Source organism: Kitasatospora sp. MAP12-44 (assembly GCF_029892095.1).
In the GTDB taxonomy this organism is placed as follows: Bacteria; Actinomycetota; Actinomycetes; order Streptomycetales; family Streptomycetaceae; genus Kitasatospora.
In genome coordinates this window covers 684,979-709,301 of sequence record NZ_JARZAE010000004.1, presented here as the reverse complement: position 1 = coordinate 709,301, position 24,323 = coordinate 684,979, and the positions used below count along the sequence as shown (strand labels likewise).

General features: G+C 72.4%; 4 protein-coding genes. All 4 read left to right on the top strand.

The features are described from left to right. Window positions 1-11 precede the first annotated feature (11 nt). From P3T34_RS04060 to P3T34_RS04045, 4 genes are read left to right on the top strand one after another with little or no spacing between them, the layout of a single operon-like run. Window positions 12-815, top strand: coding sequence for an ABC transporter permease (locus P3T34_RS04060; protein WP_280664581.1), 804 nt, complete (start codon window positions 12-14; stop codon window positions 813-815). Next, window positions 812-9,496 carry a non-ribosomal peptide synthetase gene (locus P3T34_RS04055; RefSeq protein ID WP_280664580.1) on the top strand — a complete coding sequence of 2,895 codons (8,685 nt, stop codon included), beginning with the start codon at window positions 812-814 and terminating at the stop codon, window positions 9,494-9,496. The genes P3T34_RS04060 and P3T34_RS04055 overlap by 4 nt, the downstream gene beginning before the upstream one ends. 30 nt (window positions 9,497-9,526) lie before the next feature. After that, window positions 9,527-23,695 (top strand): non-ribosomal peptide synthetase, encoded by a 14,169-nt coding sequence (locus P3T34_RS04050; RefSeq protein ID WP_280664579.1) that lies wholly within the window; start codon window positions 9,527-9,529, stop codon window positions 23,693-23,695. Then, a complete protein-coding gene (locus P3T34_RS04045) occupies window positions 23,613-24,314 on the top strand; it encodes a thioesterase domain-containing protein (RefSeq protein ID WP_280671816.1) in 702 nt (233 codons plus the stop codon). Before P3T34_RS04050 ends, P3T34_RS04045 begins: the two co-directional genes overlap by 83 nt. The last annotated feature ends 9 nt before the right edge of the window (window positions 24,315-24,323 follow it).

The window sequence follows — 24,323 nt, the reverse complement described above, 5'->3', positions numbered from 1 at the left end:
CTGAATACACAGTGACCAGCGCCGTGTTCGACACCGCGGGCGACGCCTACGCGCTCGCCGGCCGGCACATGAAGCACCTGATCCGGGTGCCGCAGAAGCTCCTCGGCACGACGGTGATGCCGATGGCGTACGTGGCGATCTTCGGCTACCTGTTCGGCAGCGTCATCACGGTGCCCGGGGGCAGCTACCGCGAGTACATCATGGCCGGGATCTTCACCCAGATGATGCTCTCCACGGCCGCCAACACCGCGCTCGGCGTGACCGGCGACCTGGGCAACGGCCTGGTGGACCGGTTCCGTTCGCTGCCGATCGCGCGCGGCGCGGTGCTGATCGGCCGCACCACCGCGGATGTGGCGCTGGCCGCGGTCTCGTGCGTGCTGATGGCACTGGTCGGGCTGCTGATCGGCTGGCGGGTGCACCACGGCGTGCTCGAGGCCCTCGCCGGATTCGGCGTCCTGATCGCCTTCGGCTACACGATGACCTGGCTCGGCGCCTTCATGGGCATGGCGTTGCGGACCCCGGAGGCGGTCAACGCGATCGCGTTCCTCATCATCATGCCGCTGACGTTCCTCTCCAACGCCTTCATCCCGCTCGACCACCTCCCGTCCTGGCTGCGCGCGGTGTGCGAGTGGAACCCGATCAGCGTCGTCGCGGCCGCGGTGCGCCAGCTGTTCGGCGACAACGCCGCGGTCACGACCCACCTCGCCTTCCCCGAGCAGCATCCGGTGCTGCTGGCACCGGTGCTGATCCTGCTGATGCTCGCGGTGCTGATCCCGCTCGCGATCCGGGCCGGCCGATCGGCGGTCAACCGGTGAACGCCCTGCACTTGACCGGCGCGCAGTCCGGAATCTGGTTCGCGCAGCGCCTGGACCCGCAGAACCCCGTCTACAACCTCGCCGAGTGCGTGCGCATCGACGGGCCGATGGACGCCGCTGTCCTGGAGCGGGCCCTGCGCCAGGTCGTGGCGGAGACCGACGCGCTGCGGATCCAGCTCGTCGGCGCCGATGACGCCCCGCTCCAGGTCGTCCGCGACACCGTCGACTGGGAGCTCGCCGTCATCGGCGCCATGGACGTCGCCGCCGCCGACAGCTGGATGCACGCCGAGCACACCCGCGCGATCGACCCCCGCACCGACCCGCTGTTCTGCTTCGCCCTCATCAAGATCGCTGATGACCGCCACGTCTGGTACCAGCGCTACCACCACCTGCTCGTCGACGGGCTGAGCATCGCCCTGATCGAACGCCGCGTCGCCGAGCTCTACACCGCCCTCCTGCGCGGAGCGGCAACCGCGCCGGCTGCGTTCGGACCGCTGTCGAGGCTCGTCGAGCTGGAGACGGAGTACCAGCACTCCCCGCGCCACAGCCGTGACCGTCACTACTGGACCGGGCGCTACGCCGATCTGCCCGATGCGCCCGACCTGTCCGGCCGCACGGCCGCGATGCCGTACGAGCTCGTACGGCGCACGGTCGGGCTGGGCTCCGCGCAGGGGCAGCGCCTGCGCGCTCTGGCCCGCGAGGCAGGGGTCGCGTGGCCGGCGGCCATTGTCGCCGCCACCGCGGCCTACCTGAACTGCGCGGCCGGCAGCGACGACGTCCTGCTCGGCCTGCCGGTCGCGGCCCGGCCGGGCCGCGACAGCCGGGAGATCCCCGGCATGGTCTCGAACGTGGTGCCGTTGCGCCTGGCGGTGGACCCCGCGCAGAGCGTCGCCGAACTCGTCGCGGCAGGCGCCCGGGAGCTGCATGCCGTGCTGCGCCACCAGCAGTACCGCTTCGAGGAGCTCTCCAAGGACCTCGGCCTGCCGGGCACCGACCGCCGCCTGCTCGGCCCTCAGCTCAACATCGTGATGCTCGATCAGGTCCTGGACTTCGGCGGGAGCCGGGCCACCGTCGCCAACCTGGCCGGCGGGCCGGTCGAGGACCTGTCCATCGTCGTCGACGCCCGCGCCGGGGACAGCGCCCTCGCCATCGAGTTCGCCGGCAACCCCGGCCGCTACGACGCGCGCGCCCTCGCCGCGCACCAGGACCGGTTCCTGGCCGTACTGGACGGCCTCGCCGACGATCCTGAGCGGCAGGTCGGCCGGGTCGAGGCGGTCATCGGAGCCGAGCGGGAGCAGGTGCTCACCGCCTGGAACGCCACGGCGATCGAGGTCCCCGCGACGACGCTGGCCGAGCTCTTCGAAGCCCAGGCCGAGCGCACCCCGCACCGCACCGCCGTCACCCATGGCGAGAGCGCGCTGACCTACGCCGAACTCAACGCGCGCGCCAACCGGCTGGCCCGCCGGCTGGTCGCCGAAGGCGCGGCGCCCGAGCACTTCGTCGCCGTGACCATGCAACGTTCGGCCGAGATGATCGTCGCGCTGCTCGCCGTCCTGAAGTCCGGTGCCGCCTACCTGCCGATCGATCCCAACTACCCGCGCGATCGCCGGGACTTCATGCTCGCGGACGCCGAACCGGTGCTCTTGCTCGACGACGCGAAAGCGGCCGAGCGGATATCCGGTCTGTCCGACGTGAACCTCACCGACGCCGAGCGCAACGCCCCGCTGCTGCCCGGCCATGCCGCCTATGTCATCTACACGTCCGGCTCGACCGGCACGCCCAAGGGCGTCGTGGTCTCGCACGCCAATGTGGTCAACCTGGCCTGCTGGGCCCACGAGGCCTTCACCGAGCAGCAACTCAGCCGGGTGCTGGCGTCGACCTCGCTCAACTTCGACGTCTCGGTCTTCGAGATGTTCGGCCCGCTGACCTGCGGCGGCAGCATCGACGTCGTGCGCGACCTGCTGGCGCTCACCGAACTGCCGCAGGGCGGTTGGTCGGGCAGCCTGATCAGCGCGGTGCCGTCGGCGTTCGCCGAACTGCTGACCCACGGCGACGTCAAGGCCGCGGCCGATGTCGTGGTGCTGGCCGGCGAGGGCCTGTCGGCGCGCGCCGTCGACGACGTCGCCGCTGCTGTGGACGGCGCCGAGATCGCGAACATCTACGGACCGACCGAGGCGACGGTCTACTCGGCGTTCTGGTTCTCCGAGGGCCAGCGCCCCGCGGCTCCTCCCATCGGGCGTCCCGTCTCCAACGCCCGCGCCTACGTGCTCGACGCGAGTCTGCGCCCGGTGCCGGTCGGCGCGATCGGCGAGCTCTACATCGCCGGGGCCGGGGTGGCGCGCGGATACCTGGGCCGTCGGGGTCTGAGCGCTCAGCGCTTCGTCGCGGATCCGTTCGGCCCGGCCGGCTCGCGCATGTACCGCACCGGCGACACCGTCGCGTGGACCGAGGACGGCCGACTGGTCTGCATCGGGCGCACCGACGACCAGGTGAAGATCCGCGGGTTCCGCATCGAGCTCGGCGAGATCGAGGCGGTGCTGGCCGCGCACGAGGACGTCGCGCAGGTCGCGGTCATCGCGCGCGAGGACCGGCCCGGAGTCAAGCAGCTGGTCGGCTATGTCGTCGCCGCCGCCGGAGCGCGGCCGGAGGCCGCGCGGCTGCGCGCTTATGTCGCCGACCGCCTGCCCGAGTACATGGTCCCGGCCGGGGTACTGGTGCTCGACCGGCTGCCGCTGAACCCGAGCGGCAAGCTCGACCGCCGTGCCCTGCCCGCGCCCGACTACGCCGCCGCGGCGAGCGGCCGCGGACCGCGCACCGAGCTGGAGCGCACGCTGTGCGAGCTGTTCGCGCAGACGCTGCGCGTGCGGGACTTCGGCATCGACGACAACTTCTTCGACGTCGGCGGCGACAGCATCGTCGCGATCCAGCTGGTCAGCCGGGCCCGCGCGGCGGGACTGGTCTTCACCCCGCGTGACGTGTTCGAGGCCAGGACGATCGCCCGCCTGGCCCCGCGCGTCGCCACCGACGGCGCGGGCCGCGTCGTCGAGGACCGGGACGCCGGGATCGGCGAGGTCGAGCCGCTGCCGATCGTGCACTGGCTCGCCCAGCACCTGGCCGACATCGACGGGTTCTGCCAGACCGTCGCGGTCACCGCACCGGCCGGGCTCACGCTCGAAGCGCTCACCCGGGCCTTCGGCGTGGTGCTCGACCACCACGACTCGCTGCGCCTGACCTACTCCGGCGGGCGGCTCGTCGTGCGGGAGCGCGGAACCGTCGATCCCGTGGACGTGGTCACGCGGGTCCACGTCTCTGCTCCCGACATGGACCAGCCAGCTGACGCACAACTGGCCTCGCTGCGTGCCGAGTTGGCGCCGGATCAGGGCCGGATGCTGGCGGCTGCCTGGCTCGACGCGAGCGCCGAGCGGCCGGGGCGGATCCTGCTGGCCGTGCACCACCTGGCGATCGACGGGGTCTCCTGGCGGATCCTGCTGGAGGATCTGGCCGCGGCGCTGGAGGACGAGCCGCTTCAGCCGATCGGCACCTCGCTGCGGACGTGGTCCGCGAGCATGCTCGACGAGGCCCGGTCGCCCACTCGCGTGGGCGAACTGCCGTACTGGCTGGAGGTGCTGTCCACCGAGCAGGCCGCTGCCAGGGACGGCGAGTCCCAGTCCACCACCGTCACGATCTCGGCCGACCTGATCGCGAGCGTCCAGGCGGCGTTCCATGCCGACCCGGACGACGTCCTGCTGACCGCGCTCGGCATGACCTTCGACGCCCCGACGCTGGTAAGTCTGGAGAGCCACGGCCGGCACACAGCCGATGCGTCGGTGGACCTGTCCCGCACCACCGGCTGGTTCACCGCCATGCACCCGGTCCTCCTCGGTGGCAGCCCGCTGAAGCAGGTGAAGGAGCAGTTGCGCGCCGTCCCCGGCGACGGGCTCGGCTACGGGCTGCTGCGGTATCTGAACCCTGAGACGGCCGCGCGGCTCGCCGCGTGCCCGCAGCCGCGGGTCGCCTTCAACTACCTCGGCCGATTCGCCGGCGACGCCGACCAGCCCTGGTCCGTGATCACCATGGGGGCCGGCGACTCGCCTGGTGCGCACGCCCTGGAGATCAATGCCGTGACGATGGACGGACCCGAGGGTGCGATCCTCCGCGCGACCTGGACGGGGGAGAACGCCGTAGCTCTCGCCGACCGCTGGATCCGGGCGCTGACGTCGCTGGCGGAGGCGTCCGGCGGCCACACGCCGTCGGACTTCGAGCTGGTCGCCGTCGAGCAGGCCGAGATCGAGGAACTGGAGCGGCGGTTCCCGGAGTTGGATGAGGTGCTGCCGCTGACACCGTTGCAGGCGGGTCTGCTGTTCCATGCGATGTTCGACGAACAGGACGACGTCTACACGGTCCAGTTCGTCTTCGAGCTGCTGGGCGAGCTCGACGAGTCGCGACTGCGCGCTGCGGTTCAGGCGCTCGTCGACCGGCACCCGAACCTGCGGTCGGCGTTCGTGCACCGTGACGGCGGCGAGCCGGTCCAGGTCGTGCTGCCGGCCGTCGCGGTCGAGTTCACCACGACCACCGACCCGTCCCTGATCGAATCCGAGCGCGCCCGCCGCTTTGATCTGGCGGCGCCCGCCCTGCTGCGCGTCCTGCTGGTGCGCGACACGGCAGAGGGTCACCGCCACCGCCTCGTCCTGACCAACCACCACATCCTGCTCGACGGCTGGTCGATGCCGCTGCTCGCGCAGGAGCTCTTCGCCCTCTACACCGGCGCCGCTCTCCCCGACGTCGCCCCCTACCGCGACTACCTCGCCTGGCGCTCGCGCCAGGACCGCGCCGAGGCCGAGTCCGCCTGGCGGTCGGCCCTGGACGGCCTCGACGAGCCCACGCTCGTCGCGGTGCCGGTCACTCCGGGCGAAGCGGGTGTCGCGGTCCCGAACCGCCTGACGCTGGAGCTGGACGGTGAATCAGTCCAGAACTACGTGCGAGAGCACGGCCTCACGCTCAACACGCTCGTCCAGGGCCTGTGGTCCCTGCTGCTGTCCCGGAGCACCGGCCGCGAGGACGTGGTCTTCGGTACGACGGTGTCCGGACGCCCGGCCGACCTGCCCGGAATCGAGCGCATGATCGGCCTGTTCATCAACACCCTGCCGGTCCGGGTGCGCCTGGACCCCGCCGAGCGGCTCGGCGCGCTGCTGACCCGGATCCAGCAGGAGCAGACCAGCCTGCTCGCGCACCACCACCTCGGCCTGACCGAGATTCAGCGTGCTGTGGGCCAGGGTGAGTTGTTCGACACACTCACCGTTGTCGAGACCTACCCGCTGGACCCCGAGAGCCTCCCCGAGGCGGACGGCCTGCGCGTTGGGGAGATCACTGCCCAGGACGCCACGCACTACCCGCTCTCGCTCATCACGATCCCCGGCTCGACGCTGCGGATGCACCTCGACCACCACCCGGGCCGGGTTCGCGCCGAGGACGCCCAGCTGCTGCTCGGGCAGCTGGAGACGCTCGTGCACACGCTGCTGAGCGGCGAGGATCCGTGCGTCGGGCGGTTGGAGACGCTGACCGCTCCCGAGCGCGGCACTGTTCTGGCCAGCTGGAACGCCACCGCGGCCCAGCTGCCGCTCGGCACGCTCATCGGCCTGATCGAGGAGCAGATCGCCCGGACGCCCGAGGCTGAGGCCGTCGTCTTCGCCGCTGACTCGCTGTCCTACCGTGCGCTCAATGAGCGCGCCAACCGGCTGGCCCGCCTGCTGGTGTCGCGCGGCGCGGGACCGGAGACGCTCGTCGGCCTTGCCCTGCCGCGCTGCACCGAACTCGTCGTCGCGCTGCTCGCCGTCCTGAAGGCGGGTGCGGCCTACCTGCCGATCGACCCGGGCTACCCGCGCGAGCGCATCGACTACGTGCTGGCGGACGCGGCCCCGGTGCTGGTCCTGACCACCGCCGAGACCACCGGCCTGATCGACGGCGGCGAGCAGCTCCGCCTCGACGATCCGGCACTCTCCGCACAGGTGTCGGCCTTCGCGGCCTCGGACCTCACCGACGCCGAGCGCCGGTGCCCGCTGCTGCCGGCGCACCCGGCGTACGTCATCTACACCTCCGGCTCGACCGGCCGGCCCAAGGGCGTGGCCGTCCCGCACGCCGCCATTGTCAACCGCCTGGGCTGGATGCAGTCCGCGTACGGCCTGACCGCCGAGGACCGGGTGCTGCAGAAGACGCCGTCGGGGTTCGACGTGTCGGTGTGGGAGTTCTTCTGGCCGCTGATGACCGGCGCGACGCTGGTCGTCGCCAGGCCCGAAGGCCACAAGGACCCGGCGTACTTGGCCGCGCTGATCAACGAGCAGCGCGTCACGACGATGCACTTCGTGCCGTCGATGCTGCAGGCCTTCCTGCTGGAGCCGAGCGCCGCGACCTGCGTCGGGCTGCGCCGCGTCGTCTGCTCGGGGGAGGCGCTGCCCGTCGAGGCGCAGGCGAGGTTCCACTCGATCTTCGCCTCCGCCGAGCTGCACAACCTCTACGGCCCGACCGAGGCCGCGGTCGACGTGACGTTCTGGCAGTGCGTGCGCGGTGACGAGGGGGTGTCGGTTCCGATCGGGCGACCGGTCGCCAACACCCGGGTCTACGTCCTGGACGGTGCCCTGCGCCCGGTGGCGCCCGGTGTCACCGGCGAGCTGTATCTCGCGGGCGTCCAGCTCGCGCGCGGCTATCTGAACCGCCCGGGCCTCACCGCCGAGCGCTTCGTCGCCGACCCGTACGGACCCGACGGGTCCCGGATGTACCGCACCGGCGACGTTTGCCGGTGGACCGACGAGGGCGTCCTGCTGTACGTCGGACGCTGCGACGACCAGGTGAAGATCCGCGGGTTCCGCATCGAGCTCGGCGAGATCGAGAACGCCGTCACGCGGTTCGCCGCAGTCGGCCAGGCCGCCGTGATCGCGCGCGAGGACCGTCCCGGCGCCAAGAGTCTGGTCGCCTACGTCGTCCCGCGTGCGGGTGGCGCGGTGGACGTCGACGCCCTGCGCGACCACCTGGTCGCCACCCTGCCCGAATACATGGTGCCTTCGGCGATCCTGCCCATCGAGGAGCTGCCGCTGTCGCCGAGCGGCAAGCTCGACCGCCGGGCTCTGCCCGCACCGCGGTATGACGCCGCCTCCGCCGGCCGCGCCGCGAGCACACCGGTCGAGGAGACACTGTGCGCGCTGTTCGCGCAGGTGTTGGGGTTGTCGGCGGTCGGCGTGGACGACAGCTTCTTCGCCCTCGGCGGCGACAGCATCATCTCGATCCAGCTGGTCAGCCGGGCGCGGACGGCCGGGTTCGTCCTGACGCCGCGCGACATCTTCGAGGCCAAGACCGTCGCGCGTCTGGCCGAGCGGGTCGGCCGGGCCGGTGCGGTCATCGTGGAGGAGCCGGACGCGGGGATCGGCGAGGTCGTCCCGCTGCCGATCATGCGGCGGCTGCTGGAGCAGCCCGGGCCGATCGGTGGGTTCTGCCAGACGGTGACGGTGTCGACGCCGAGAGGGCTGAGCGCCGACCGGCTGATAGGCGCTCTCAACACGATAGTCGACCATCACGACGCACTGCGGTTGACATCCTGCGAGGGGCTCCTCGTTGTGCGGGAGCGGGGAACGGTCGCGCTGCGGCTCACCGACGCTGATCCCGCCCAGGAGCTGTCCCCGCAGGACGGCCGGATGCTCGCGGCGAGGTGGGACGGCTCGAAGCTGGAGCTGGCGATCCACCACCTGGCCGTAGACGGGGTGTCGTGGCGGATCCTGCTGCCCGACCTGGCCGCCGCGGTCGCCGGCGAGGCGCTCGCGCCGGTCGGGACGTCGCTGCGCACCTGGGCGTCGCTGCTGGCCGCCGAGGACCGCAGCGGCGAACTCGCGCACTGGCACGACACCCTGGCCGGCCCGCACACCGCCATCGCCGCCCGGGCCGTCGACGAGCGCGACACGGTGGCAACGCTCGAATCGCTGACCGTGGACGTGTCGGCGCAGGTCACCGAGGCCGTGCTGACCACGCTGCCCGAGGCGTACCACGCGAGCGTCGACGACGTACTGCTCACCGCGCTGGCCCTGGCGGTGGGCGAGGACGTGCTCGTCGATCTGGAGGGCCACGGCCGCGAGGAACTCGGCACGCCGACCGATCTGTCGCGGACGGTGGGCTGGTTCACCACGCTGTATCCGGTGCGCCTGGTGCCGGGCTCCAAGGACCCTGACACCGCGCTGAAGAACATCAAGGAACAGCTGCGCGCCGTCCCCGGGCGCGGCCTCGGCTACGGACTGCTGCGCCATCTCGACCCCGAGACCGCCCCGGCCCTGGCCGGACTCCCGGCCGCACAGCTCGGATTCAACTACCTCGGCCGCCTGGGACAAGCCCTGGCGGCAGGTCAGAGCTCCGCTGACGCCTGGTCGCTGAGCGGCAGCATCGGGGGCGGAGCGGATCCGGACCTGCCCGTGCCGCACGCGATCGAGATCAACGCCGTCACCCTCGGACGGCCCGCACGGCCCGACCCTCTCGGCAACCTGGGCCTGGCCGCGCGACCTGTTGACCCGCGAGGAGGTCCGGCGCGTCGCCACGGCCTGGACCGCCGCATTGACCGACCTCGCCGAATGCTCCGGCGGCGGCTACACGCCGTCGGACCTCGACCTGGTCGCCATCACCCAAGACGAGATCGACGAGCTGGCTGACGAGCTCGACACCGAGTGGGGAGACCTGTGATGACCCAGTCCACGACCAGCCGGTCCACGACCAGCCAGTCCACGACGAGGAAGCCACGTTTCGAGGACGTCCTGCCGCTGACTCCCATGCAGTCCGGCATGCTGTTCCACGCGCTGTTCGACGAGGGCACGGACGACGTCTACACCGTCCAGTTCGTGCTGCGCCTTGAGGGCGACCTCGACGTCGAGCTGCTGCGCCGGGCCGCGAAGTCCCTGCTGGAGCGCCATCCGAACCTGCGCGCCGGGTTCCGCCAGCGCAAGAACGGCGAGTCGGTCCAGGTCGTGGCGACCGGTGTCGAGCTGCCGTTCGAGGTCGTCGACCTCACCGGGCACGCCGAGCCGAGCGCCGAGTCGCAGCGCCTGCTGGCCGAGGACCGCGCCACGCGCTTCGACACCCGACGTCCGCCGCTGCTGCGCGCGCTGCTCATCAAGCTCGGCCCCACGACGCATCGCCTGGTGCTGACCAACCACCACATCCTGCTCGACGGCTGGTCGATGCCGCTGGTCGCCCAGGAGCTCTTCGCCCACTACGCGGCCGGTGGCCGCGACACCGCGCTGCCCGCGCTCACGCCGTTCCGCGACTACCTGGCCTGGCTGGGACGCCAGGACCGCCCCGCCGCGCTCGACGCCTGGCGCGCGGCGCTCGACGGCGCCGACGAGGCCACGCTCCTAGGGCCTGTCCTGGCCCCGCCGGACCCGGCGCGCCCGGCCGCGGTGCCCGACCGCCTCACCCTCGAACTCGACGAGGCGGTCTGCGCCGCGGTCCAGCGCTGCACCCGAGAGCGCGGCCTGACCCTCAACACGCTGATCCAGGGTGCGTGGGCCCTGACCGTGTCGCTGATGACCGGCCGCGACGACGTCGTGTTCGGCAGCACGGTGTCCGGGCGCCCGCCGGAGGTGGCCGGCGTCGAGGCGATGGTCGGCCTGTTCATCAACACCCTGCCGGTCCGGGTCCGTCTCGACCCGGCGGAGCCGGTCGGCGGCCTCCTGGAGCGGATCCAGGACGAGCAGTCCCGGCTGCTGGCCCACCAGCACCTGGGCCTGGCCGACATCCAGCGGCTCACCGGGAACGGCGAACTCTTCGACACGCTGACCGTCGTCGAGACCTTCCCGGAAGTCTCCGGCACCCCCGTCGCCGGGCTGAACGTCGCGCTGGAGGAGGCGAACAACGCGACGCACTACCCGCTCACGCTCGTGGTGATGCCCGGCGAGCGGATCCGGGTGCTGCTGGACTACCGCGCCGACCTCATCGGGCGCGAGCAGGCCGAGCGGCTGGCCGGGCGTTTCGAGAGCCTGCTGCGCGCGCTGGTCGCCGACCCGGCGATGCCGGTGGGCCGGCTCGACGTCATGGCCCCGGCCGAGAGAAGACAGGTGCTGCGCGGCTGGAACGACACCTCGGCCGACGTACCGGGCACGACCATGCACGGCCTGTTCGAAGCCAGCGCTGCCGCAACCCCCGACGCGATCGCCCTGACCGGCCACCTCGACACCTTCAGCTACGCCGAGCTCAACGCCGCCGCCAACCGGCTGGCCCGGCTGCTCGTCGAGCGCGGGGCCGGACCCGAGACGGTCGTCGCCCTCGTGCTGCCGCGCTCGACCGACCTGATCGTGGCGCTGCTCGCGGTCCTGAAGTCGGGCGCCGCCTACCTGCCGATCGACCCGACCTACCCGCGGGACCGCATCGATTTCATGATCGAGGACGCGGCGCCGATCCTGCTGATCACCGCGGCCGAGACCGCCGAACTGGCCCCCGCCGGCCGCCAGTTGACCCTCGAACCCACGCTCGCCGCCGACCTGGCCGTGGTCGCGGACACCGACCTCACCGACGCCGACCGCCGCGCGCCGCTGCTGGCCTCGCACCCCGCCTACGTCATCTACACCTCCGGTTCGACCGGGCGTCCCAAGGGCGTGGTGATCACCCACGCCGGGATCCCCGGGTTCGCGGCGGCCGAGCTGGAGCGCTTCGACGTCACCGCGGACAGCAGAGTCCTGCAGTTCGCCTCGGCCAGCTTCGACGCCTCCGTCCTGGAGGTCTGCATGACCTTCGCCGCGGGGGCGTGCCTGTGCGTCCCGGCGCCGGGGACGCTGGCGGGGCAGGACCTGGCCGACGTGCTGGCCGACCTGCGGATCACCCACGCGCTGATCTCCCCGGCGGCGCTGGCCAGCATCGCGGGTGCCGAGCTGCCGCACTTCCGCTCGCTGATCGTCGGCGGCGAGGCGTGCGGCGCCGAGCTGGTGGCGCGCTGGTCCGTGGGGCGCCGCATGGTCAACGCCTACGGCCCGACCGAGGCCACGGTGATGGCCACCACCAGCGATCCGATCGCCGGTGACGGCGTCCCGCCGATCGGGCGGCCGATCGTGAACGCGCGGGTCTACGTCCTCGACGCGAGCCTGCGCCCGCTCCCGGTCGGCGTGGCCGGCGAGCTGTACCTCGCCGGCGCGGGTCTGGCACGCGGCTACCTCGCCCAACCCGGCCTGACCGCCGACCGGTTCGTCGCCGACCCCTATGGGCCTGCCGGCTCGCGGATGTACCGGACCGGCGACCTGGCGCGCTGGACCGAGGACGGCAACCTGGTCTACTGCGGGCGCTCCGACGACCAGGTGAAGATCCGCGGCTTCCGGATCGAGCTCGGTGAGATCGAGACCGCGCTCACCTCGCATGGCGACGTCGCACAGGCGGTCGTCACCGTCCGCGAGGACCGCCCCGGCGTGAAGCGTTTGGCCGCCTACCTGGTGGCCGCCGACGGCGCGAGCGTGGACGTGGCCGCCGTGCGCGAGCACCTCGCCACCCGGCTACCGGAGTACATGGTTCCGTGGGCGATCGAGGTCCTGGACCGGTTCCCGCTGACCCCGGGCGGGAAGATCGACCGGCGCGCGCTGCCGGCGCCGTCGGCGTCGAACGCCAAGCGCGCCGGCCGCGCGCCGTCGACTCCCGTCGAGACGGCGCTGTGCGAGCTCTTCGCGCAGGTGCTCGGACTGTCCCCCAGCCTTCGGCCGGGAGGTGCCCCCCTGGTCGGCGTCGACGACGGCTTCTTCGAACTCGGCGGCGACAGCATCATCTCGATCCAACTGGTCAGCCGGGCCAGGGCGGCCGGGCTGCGGTTCACCCCGCGCGACGTGTTCGAGGCCAAGACGGTCGCGCGCCTGAGCGCCCGGGTGGCGACGCACTCCGCGCCGGTCGCCGAGCAGCATGACGCCGGGATCGGCGAGGTCGACCTGCTGCCGGTGGTGCACTGGCTCGCCGGGCAGGCGGGCCCGGTCGACGGGTTCTGCCAGACCGCCACGGTGCTCACGCCCCCGGGGATCACCGGCGACGTCCTGGTCAAGGCCCTGGCCACTCTGGTGGACCACCATGACGCCCTGCGGCTGCGGCTGACCCGGCCCTCGGACGGGCCCTGGGCGTTGAGCGTGGCGGCTCGGGGCAGCGTGGACGTCGCCTCCGTCGTGGAGCTCGTGGAGCTTGTGGAGACGGTGGCTGCGTCGGCGGCCGAGGACGAAGCGCTGGACACCCTCATCGAGGAGCGCGCCGAGTCCACCCGGGGCCGCCTGGCCCCCGAAGCCGGGGTCATGGTCGCGGCGACCTGGCTCGACGCCGGCCCGCAGCGCTCCGGCCGGCTGCTGATCGCCGCGCACCACCTCGCCGTGGACGGCGTGTCGTGGCGGATCCTGCTGCCCGACCTGGCCGCCGCGGTCGCCGGCGAGGCGCTCGCGCCGGTCGGGACATCGCTGCGCACCTGGGCCAAGCTGCTGACCGAGGAGTCCGCCCAGCGCGTCGGCGAACTCCCGTACTGGCAGCAGACGCTCGCCGGGCCCGGCACCCGTCTCGGCGGTCGCGACCTCGACCCGCTGCGCGACACGGTCGGCTCGGTGCGGTCGCTGGAGATCACGGTCCCCGTGGCGGATCTCCTCACCACCGTCCCGGCGGCGTTCCACGCGGGCGTCGACGACGTCCTGCTGACCGCGCTGGCCCTGGCCGTCGGCGGCGACCTGCTCGTCGACCTCGAAGGCCACGGCCGCGAGGAGATCAGCGCCCCGACCGACCTGGCGCGCACCGTCGGGTGGTTCACCCGGATCCACCCGGTGCGCCTGGCGGCAGGCACCGACCGTCCGGCCGCCGCGCTGAAGCGGATCAAGGAACAGCTTCGCGCGGCCCCCGGCAACGGCCTCGGCTACGGCCTGCTGCGCTATCTCAACCCCGAGACCGCCGCAGCGCTCGCGGACCTGCCGAGCGCCCGCGTCAGCTTCAACTACCTCGGACGGCTGTCGGTCGGCCAGAGCTCCGGCGAGCCGTGGTCGCTGGTCGGCGGCCTCGGCGGCGGCGCGGACGCCGACATGGCGATGCCGCACGCCCTGTCCGTCAACGCCTTCGTGCTCGACGGGGCGGACGGTCCCACGCTGCGGGCCAACTGGTCCTGGCCCGGCGACCTGTTCACCGAGGACCAGGTCCGCGACCTCGCCGAGGCGTGGAGCAGGGCACTGACCGAGCTCGCGCAGGCGGCGCCGCAGGGTGGTCGGACGCCGTCCGATGTGCCGCTGGTGCACGTCACCCAGCAGGACATCGAGGAGCTCGAAGCCCTGGAGCCGGGCCTTGAGGACATCCTGCCGCTGGCGCCGCTGCAGGCGGGCCTGCTGTTCCACGCGCTGTTCGACCAGGACGCGCAGGACATCTACACCGTCCAGATCGTCTTCGACTTCGCCGACCCGGTCGACGCCGACCGGCTGCGCGTCGCCGGCGACGCCCTGCTGCGACGCCACGGCAACCTGCGGACCGCCTTCCGGCGGACGGTGAGCGGCGAGTCGGTGCAGTGCGTGCTGCCGGCCGAGCGAGTGAGCTTTCCCGTGCGGGAAGCCGGCACCGACGACTACGACCGCCTGCTCGAAGAGGACCGGAGCCGGCGCTTCGACCTGGCCGCGCCGCCCATGGTCCGTGCCCTGCTGTCCGGCACCAGGATGGTACTGACCAACCACCACATCCTGCTCGACGGCTGGTCGATGCCGATCCTGGCGCAGGAGTTGTTCGCCCTCTACGAGAGCAACGGCGACGACAGCGCGCTGCCGCCCGTCACCGCCTACGCGGACTACCTGGCCTGGCTCACCCAGCAGGACCCCGCGGCGGCGCACGCCGCCTGGCGCGGCGCACTCGACGGCCTCGACGAGCCCACACTGATCGCCGCTGCGGACGCGACCCGCGCCACGGCGGTGCCCGAGCGCCTGGTCATGCAGCTGACGCCCGAGCGCACGGCAGCCGTTCTCGATCGCGCCCGGGCCCACGGCATCACGCTCAACACCCTTGTCCAGGGCCTGTGGTCGCTGCTGCTGTCGCTGACCACCGGCCGCGACGACGTGGTCTTCGGCGCCACGGTGTCGGGGCGCCCGCCGGAGATCAGTGGCATCGAGGGCATGATCGGCCTGTTCATCAACACTCTGCCGGTGCGCGTGCGACTGGACCACGCCGAGCGCCTGAGTGACCTACTGACCCGCGTCCAGCGCGAGCAGTCCGACCTGATGGCGCACCACCACCTCGGGCTGACCGAGATCCAGCGCGTCACCGGGCACGGCGAGTTGTTCGACACGCTCACCGTCGTGGAGACCTACCCGCTGGACCCTTCGAGCCTTCCGCAGACGGCGCGGCTGCGCACCACCGGCATCGCCGCGATCGACGCCACGCACTATCCGCTGACACTCACCGTCCTCCCCGGCGCCTGCCTGCGGATCCACCTCGACCACGACGCGGCGAGCATCGGCGCGGCGTCGGCCGGTGAGCTGCTCGGCCGCCTGGAGCTGCTGCTCGACCTGTTCACCGACGGGGGCGACCCGGCGGTCGGAGCCGTGGACGTGCTGACCCTCCAGGAGCGGCGGGAACTGCTCGGGCCGTGGACGCCGCACAGCCTGCCGCTGGGGCCGGTGACCGTCACCGAGCGGTTCGCGCAGGTCCTCGCCGATCCGACCGCGGCCGATCGCCCCGCGGTGAGCATCGACGGTGGACGGACGCTCACCTTCCGCGAGCTCGACGACGCCTCCGACCGGCTGGCCCGTCGCCTCGTTCGGCTCGGCGTGGGACCTGAGAACCGGGTCGCCGTGCTCCTTGAACGCTCCGTCGAGCTGATCGTCTCCGTGCTGGCCGTGCTGAAGGCCGGCGGCACCTACCTGCCGCTGGAGGCCCGCTACCCGCAGGACCGGCTGCAGCTGATGGTCGACGAGACCGAAGCGGTCCTCGCGCTGACCGACGCCGGGCTGCTCCAACTCGCCACCAGCCTCGGCACCAAGACCCTCGTAGTCGACCTCGATGATGACGGGGAAGACGTCAACGGCAGCGCCCTGCCCGCCGTGCACCCCGAGCAGCAGGCGTGCGTGATGTACACATCGGGCTCGACCGGACTTCCCAAGGGAGTCGGGCTCACGCATCGCAACATCGCGGAGTTCGTTCACGACAGCTGCTGGCAGAGCGGTAGCCAGGAGCGCGTGCTGTTCCACTCGCCGCATGCCTGGGACGCCTCGGTGCTGGAGTGGTGGCCGCCGCTGCTCAACGCCGGCCAGATCGTCATCGCGCCCCCGGGTGAGCCCGATGTCGCCCTGATCGCCCGTCAGTTGGTCGAGCAGCGGATCACCGGACTGTGGATCACCTCCGGTCTGTTCCGGCTCCTCGCCGAGGAGCAGCCGGAGTGCTTCGCGGGGCTGCGCGAGGTGCGGACCGGCGGTGACGTCGTGCCGGCCGAAGCGGTCCGCCGCGTGCTGGAGGCCTGCCCGGACAGCATCGTCACCGACGGCTACGGCCCGACCGAGACCACGGTCTTCGCGACGCACTACCCGATGCGTGCCGGGGACCGCGTCCCGGACACCGTGCCGATCGGCAGGCCGCTGGACGGGATGCGCGTCTACGTGCTCGACGGCGCGCTGCGTCCTGTCCCGCAGGGCGTCCCGGGTGACGTCTACATCGCCGGCAGCGGCCTGGCCCGCGGGTACTTCGCGCGCCCTGGGATGACCTCGGAGCGCTTCCTCGCCGACCCGTTCGGCGAGCCGGGGACGAGGATGTACCGGACCGGCGACATCGCGCGCCGCGATCCGAACGGCGATCTGGTGTTCGCCGGCCGTGCCGACGACCAGGTCAAGGTCCGTGGATTCCGCATCGAGCTCGGGGAGATCGAGGCCGCGCTGGACCGGCACCCGCGGGTGGCCCGGTCGGCGGTCATCGTGCGCGAGGACCGTCCGGGGGACAAGCGCCTGGTCGCGTACCTCGTCGCCGACGCCGCCGAGCACGCCGAGGACGCCGACGGTGTCGACGCCGCGCAGCTGCGCGAGTACCTCGGCGGCGCCCTCGCGGACTACATGGTCCCGTCGGCTTTCGTGGCCCTGGACGCACTGCCGCTGACCGCGCACGGCAAGCTGGACCGCCGCGCGCTGCCCGCGCCCGACTACACGGGGGACGCGACCTTCCGAGCACCGCGCACCACCGACGAAGCCGCGCTGTGCGAGCTGTTCGCCGAGGTGCTGGGCGTCCCGCAGGTCGGCACCGACGACGACTTCTTCGCCCTCGGCGGCCATTCCCTGCTGGCGACGCGACTGATCAGCAGGATCCGCTCGGTGTGCGGCGCCGAGCTGCCGATCAAGGCGCTGTTCGAAGCACCCACCGTCGCCGGGCTCGCCGCCCGCCTCGGGTCGGCCGACTCGGCGCGCGCGGCGCTGCGTCCGGCCGTACGTCCCGACCCGCTTCCGCTGTCCTACGCGCAGCGCCGCCTGTGGTTCATCGATCGCCTGGAGGGCACCAGCGCCTACAACGTCCCGGTCGCCCTTCGGTTGCGCGGCAGCCTCGACCTGCCCGCGCTCGCCGCGGCCCTGTCGGACGTCGTCGAACGCCACGAGAGCCTGCGCACGGTCTTCCGGGAGATCGACGGAGCTCCGGCCCAGATCGTGCTGCCGCCGGCGCCGATCACCATCCCCTCGATCACCGACGTCGCCGAGGCGCTGTCCGCGCACATCGACCTGGAGCACGACCTGCCGATCCGGCCCTCGCTGCTCCAGGAGGGCCCCGAGGACCACGTCCTGCTGCTGGTGATGCACCACATCGCCACCGACGGCTGGTCGATGGCTCCGCTGGCCCGCGACCTGGCCACCGCCTACCGCAGCCGGCTGGGGCAGGCCCCACTCGGCGGCGCGCCCGACTGGCAGCCGCTGCCGGTCCAGTACGCCGACTACGCGCTGTGGCAGCGTGAGCTGCTCGGCGACGAGTCCGACCCGGAAAGCCTGATCACCCGTCAACTCGCCTACTGGCGCGAGGCCCTGGCCGATGCGCCCGAGCAGCTGGAGCTGCCCACCGACCGGCCGCGTCCGGCCGTCGCCGACTACGCCGGCGGGACGGTGCCGGTCACGATCTCCGCTCAACTGCACAGCCGCGTCACCGAGTTCGCCGGCGCAAGCGGAGCGAGCATCTTCATGGTGGTGCAGGCGGCGCTGGCCGCGACGCTCACCCGCCTCGGCGCCGGCACCGACATCCCGCTCGGTACGCCGATCGCCGGGCGCACCGATGAAGCCCTCGACGATCTGGTCGGGTTCTTCGTCAACACCCTGGTCCTGCGGACCGACACTTCGGCGGACCCCAGCCTGCGCGCGCTCGTCGAACGCGTCCGGCGGACCGACCTGGCGGCCTACGCGCACCAGGACGTGCCGTTCGAGCGGGTGGTCGAGGCGGTCAATCCTGCGCGCTCCACGGCCCGACACCCGCTGTTCCAGGTCGAGTTGGCGTTCCAGAACGCCGCGCGGGCCGAGCTGGAGCTGCCCGGTGTCACCGTGTCGATCGAACCGGTCGACCCCGGCACCTGCAAGTTCGACCTCGCCTTCGACCTGTCGGAGCGGCACACCGCGGCCGGTGAGCCGGACGGCATCGACGGCATGATCCGGTTCCGCCGGGACCTGTTCGACCGCGAGAGTGTCGAGGACCTGCTCACGCGCTTCGTACGGTTCCTCGACGGCGCGCTGGCCGAACCCGAGCGAGCCATCGGCCGGATCGAGATCCTCTCGCCGGACGAGAGCGAGCGGATCATCCGCGGCTGGAACGCCGCCTCGCACACGGTCCGGCCGGAGCTGACCCTCCCCGAGCTGCTCGAAGCCCAGGCCTCGCGCACCCCGGACGCGATCGCGATCGCGGCGCCGGACGCCGTCCTCAGCTACCGCGAACTGCACCGCCGCGCCAACCACTTCGCCAGGGCGCTGATCGCTCGCGGCATCGGTCCCGAGGACGTCGTCGCGCTGGCGATGCCGAAGTCGGCGGAGCTGGTGACCGCGCTGCTGGCCGTGCTGAAGACCGGCGCGGCCTACCTGCCGATCGATCCGACCCTCCCGCAGCAGCGCATCGACTACCTGCTCGACGACGCGCGGCCAGCCCTCGTGCTCACCGGCATCGGCGCCATCCCCGAGGTCGCCTGCACCGACCCGACCGACGCCGACCGCCGAACACCTCTGCTGGCGTCGCACCCCGCCTACATCATCTACACCTCCGGTTCCACCGGTCAGCCGAAGGGCGTCGTGGTGGAGCACCGCAGCGTCGTCGACTACCTGCACTGGACGACCACCGAGTACCGCAGCGCGCGCGGCACGACCCTGCTGCACACGCCGGTCTCCTTCGACCTCACCGTGACCGCGCTCTACACCACGCTGGCTTCGGGCGGCCGGGTCCTGGTCAGCGGGCTGGCGGAGGAGGAGTACGCGGCTGTGCCCGCCGAGCACCGCACGCCCGCGACGTTCCTCAAGTGCACGCCGAGCCATCTGCCGATGCTGGGCGCGCTGCCGGACGACTTCTCGCCGACCGGCGAGCTGCTGGTCGGCGGCGAGGCCCTGACCGGTGAGGCGTTGGCGCTCTGGCGCGAACGCCACCCCGGGGTGACGGTCCTGAACACCTACGGCCCGACCGAGGCGACCGTCAACTGCGCCGAGCACCGCATCGAGCCCGGCACGGTCCTGGCCGCCGGACCGGTTCCGATCGGCCGTCCGCAGGCCAACGCGCGGCTGTACGTGCTCGATGACGCGCTGAACCCGGTGCCGGCGGGAGTGGCGGGGGAGCTGTACCTGGCCGGCGACGGACTGGCACGCGGCTACCTCGGCCGCTTCGCGCTGACCTCCGAGCGCTTCGTCGCGGACCCCTTCGGACCAGTTGGTTCGCGAATGTACCGCAGCGGCGACCTGGCCAAGTGGACCCGCGACGGGCAACTCGTCTACCTCGGCCGGGTCGACGACCAGGTCAAGCTGCGCGGCTTCCGCATCGAGCTCGGCGAGATCCAGTCCGCGATCGCCGACCACCCGGGCGTCGCGTCGGTGTGCGTCATCGTGCGGGAGGACCGGGTCGGCGACAAGAGGCTTGTGGCCTATGTCGTCGGTTCCGATGTCGACGTCGCCGACCTGCGCCGGCGCGCCGCGGATCGGCTGCCCGCGTACATGGTCCCGGCGGCGATCGTCGTCCTGGACGCGCTGCCGCTGAGCGCCAACGGCAAGCTCGACCGCAAGGCCCTGCCCGCGCCGGACTTCGGCACCGACTCCAAGAGCCGCGCACCGCGCACCCCGCAGGAGGAGATCCTCTGCGCCCTGTTCGCCGACGTGCTCGGGCTGTCGACGGTCGGACCCGACGACGACTTCTTCGCGCTCGGCGGACACTCGCTGCTGGCCATGACCGTCGTCAACCGGGTCCGCGACGCCTTCGGCGCCGAACTGCCGCTGCGGGCCGTCTTTGAGACCCCGACCGTCGCAGGGCTCGCCCGGGTCCTGGAGTCGGCCGGCGCGGCGCGCGCGGCGCTGCGCCCGATGCCGCGGCCCGAGCGCATCCCGCTGTCCTTCGCGCAGCGCCGCCTGTGGTTCCTCAACCGGTTCGGTGACACAAGCTCGGCCTACAACATCCCGATGGCGACCCGGCTGCGCGGGCCGCTCGACGCGACCGCGCTGCGACAGGCGCTGCACGACCTCGTCCGTCGCCACGAGAGTCTGCGCACGCTCTTCCCGGAGGCCGACGGCGAGGCGTACCAGCTCGTCCTGGACGCCGACACGCTCGACCTCCCGCTCCCGCTGATCGACCTCGACGCGGCCGATCTTGAGGAGGCGCTGGCGCGCGAGGCGGCCAGGGGCTTCGACCTGACCACCGAAGTGCCGATCCGCACCCACCTGTTCCGGCTCGGCGGCCAGGAAGGCGAGGAGGGCGAGCAGGGCGAGGAGCATGTGCTGCTCGTCGTCTGCCACCACATCGCCGGCGACGGCTGGTCGGCGGCGCCGCTGGCCGCCGGCCTTGAGGCGGCCTACGCGGAGCGCATCGCCGGTCGTGTCCCGGTGGTCGACCCCGCCGCGATCCAGTACGCCGACTACGCGCTGTGGCAGCGGGAAGTCCTCGGCGACGAAGCCGATCCGCAGAGCCCGGTCGCACGTCAGATCGCCTACTGGCGCGAGGCGCTGGCCGCTCTGCCCGCCACTGCGACGCTGCCGCCGGACCTGCAGCGCAGTGCCTCCTCCGCGCACCGAGGCGGCGCGGTCCCGCTGGAGATCCCGGCGGAACTGCACGGGAGGATCACCGCGTTGGCGGCCGAGAACCGCGTCAGCGTCTTCATGCTCGTGCGGGCGGCGCTCGCGGTCCTGCTCAGCCGGGCCGGCGCGGGGACCGACATCCCGATCGGCAGCCCGATCGCCGGACGCGTCGACAGCGCCTTGGACGACCTGGTCGGCTTCTTCGTCAACACCTTGGTGCTGCGCACGGACCTGTCGGGCGATCCCGACTTCCGGACTCTGCTTGGCCGCGTCCGCGCCACCGACCTGGCCGCCTACGCGCACCAGGACCTGCCGTTCGAGCGCCTGGTCGAGATCCTCAACCCGGCTCGGTCGCTCTCTCGCCACCCGCTGTTCCAGGTCGCGCTCACCTTCCAGAGCGACCGGCGCACCCAGCCGTCGCTGGCCGGTCTGGAGGCGGTCGGTGAACCGGTCCGCAGCACCTCGGCGAAGTTCGATCTCTCGGTCAGCGTCCGGGAGAACCGGGACGGGTCCGGCATGGACGGGCAGATCGAGTACGACGCCGACCTCTACGACGCGGTGACCATCGAGCTGCTGTCGGCCCGACTGGTGCGGGTCCTTCAAGCGGTCTGCGCCGATCCTCAGCTGCCCATCGGGGCGCTGGACCTGTTCGTCGACGGTGAGCGCGACATGGTGCTCGGGGCGTGGAGCCCGGCGCCGGCCGTGCGGCCGGTCGCGGCCACCGTCCACGGGCTCTTCGAGGCGCAGGCCGCCCGCACTCCGGATGCCCCGGCGGTGGGTCTTCGGCGACGCCTCGCTGACGTACGCGGAGCTCGACGACGCCGCCAACCGTCTGGCGCACCACCTCCTGAGCGCCGGCAAGGTCCGGCGCGGCGATGTCGTCGGCGTGTACGTCGACCGCGGCGTCGAGCTGATCACCGGTCTGCTCGCCGTCCTCAAGGCCGGCTGCGCCTACACCCTGCTCGACCCCACGCATCCGGCGGAGCGCATCGGAGAGGTTCTGCGGCAGTCGGCTGCCCCGGCCGTCATCAGCACCAGCGCACTGGCCGACGCCCTCGCGGCGCCGGGCGTGGCGGTCATCGCGCTCGACACCGACGCCGAGGCGATCGCGGGCCGCCCCGCGACCTCTCCGGACCTACCGGTCGGTGCCGACGACCTGGCGTGCGTCATGTTCACCTCCGGATCCACCGGCCGCCCGAAGGGGGTCGTCACCCCGCACCGCGCGCTGGTCGGCACGTATGTCGGCCCGGACTACACCGACTTCGGCCCGGAGATGGTCAGCCTGCAGTGCTCGCCGGTGCCCTGGGACGCGTTCGCGCTCGAAGTCTTCTCGGCGATCCTCTTCGGCGGAGTGTGCGTCGTGCAGCCCGGGCAGTCGCCCGAACTGTCGCGCATCGAGGAGCTGTCCGCAGCGCACGGCGTCGTCACGCTCCAGCTGTCGCCGAGCCTGTTCAACGTCATGGTCGACGAGGGATCGCGGGCCTTGAAGTCGGTGCGGCAGGCCATGGTCGGCGGCGAGGCGCTGTCCGTCCCGCACATCGCCAAGTCGATGCTCGAACACCCGGAGCTGGCCCTGCTGAACGGCTACGGGCCGGTCGAGAGCATGGGCTACACCACGACCCGGCATATCACCGAGTCGGACACGGTCCGCGCCTCCATCCCGATCGGCGGCCCGATCGCCAACAAGCGGGTCTATGTGCTCGACGGCGCGCTGCGTCCGGTGCCGCCGGGCATCCCGGGCGAGCTCTACGTCGCCGGCGACGGTCTGGCGTACGGATATCTCGCCCGCCCCGCTCTGACCGCCGAGCGCTTCGTCGCGGATCCGTACGGCGCGCCGGGGTCGCTGATGTACCGCACCGGCGACCTGGCCCGCTGGAGTGCCGGCGGCTTCCTGGAGTTCATCGGCCGCGGCGACCAGCAGGTGAAGATCCGGGGCTTCCGGGTCGAGCCCGGCGAGGTGGAAGCGGTGCTGGCCCGGCATCCGGCGCTGATCCAGGTCGTGGTGCTGGGACGGGAGGACGTGCCGGGGGACAAGCGCCTGGTCGCCTATGCCGTCCCGGCGGCCGACCTCGCCGAGCCGACGGCAGCCGAGTTGCGCGCGCACGTCGCGGCGGTGGTGCCCGACTACATGGTCCCGTCGGCGTTCGTGGTCATGCCGGCGCTGCCGCTGACGCCCAACGGCAAGCTGGACCGAGCTGCTCTGCCGATACCGGCTCGCGCCGCGACCACGGCTGCGACCAGCCGTGCTCCGCGCACCCCGGTCGAGCAGGTACTGTGCCAACTGTTTGCCGAGCTACTGGAGTTGGCGTCGGTCGGCATCGACGACGGGTTCTTCGAGCTCGGCGGGCACTCGCTGCTGGCGACCCGCCTGATCAGCCGCGTGCGCGACACCCTGGGCGCCGAGCTCGCGATCCGCACGCTGTTCGAGGCACCGACCGTCGCCGGGCTCGCGATGCGTCTGGGCGAGCGCGACGAGCGCGACGCGTTCGAGCCGCTGCTCCCGCTGCGCACCGGCAGCGACACCGGGAGGGAGCTGCCGCCGCTGTTCTGCTTCCATCCGGCAGGCGGCTTCGGCTGGTCGTACGCCGGCCTGCTGCGGCACCTGCGCAGCGGGCGACCGGTGTACGCGCTGCAGGCCAAGGGCCTGTCGGGCGAAGGCGAGCTGCCCGGTAGCGTCGCGGACGTCGCGGCCGACTGCCTGGTGATGATCCGCTCGGTGCAGCCCGAAGGGCCGTACCAGCTGCTCGGGTGGTCGTTCGGCGGCCTGGTCGCACATGAGGTCGCGGTCCGGCTGGAGGACGCCGGCGAGGAGGTCGGCTCGCTGACCCTGCTCGACTCCTTCCCCAAGCCCGGAGCCGACCGCGCCGGCGGCCGAGACGTGATGGAGCAGCGGGACTTCCTGGCCGGGATGCTCGATCTGGCCGGCTACGACCCGATCGCGGTCGCGGACGCCGCCGAGGACCCGGAGCGCGTCGCAGAGCTGCTGGGCCGCCAGGGCGGCGTCCTCGCGGGCTTGGACGCCCAGCGGGTCAGCGCCCTGCACCGGGTCTTCGAGAACAACGCGCGCCTGGCCGCGGCCCACGTCCCCGGCGAGTTCCGCGGCGACGCGCTGTTGTTCGTCGCCACCGAGGGCAAGGCCGACGGCGCCCCCGACGCCCTGGCCTGGCGCCCGCACATCGCCGGCGAGATCGCCCGCCACCCCGTCGCCGCCCGGCACGACGACCTGACCAATGCCGAACCGATCGCCGAGATCGGCCGAATCCTCGCGCAGCGACTGCGCGAGAACGACTGAAGGAGAAGG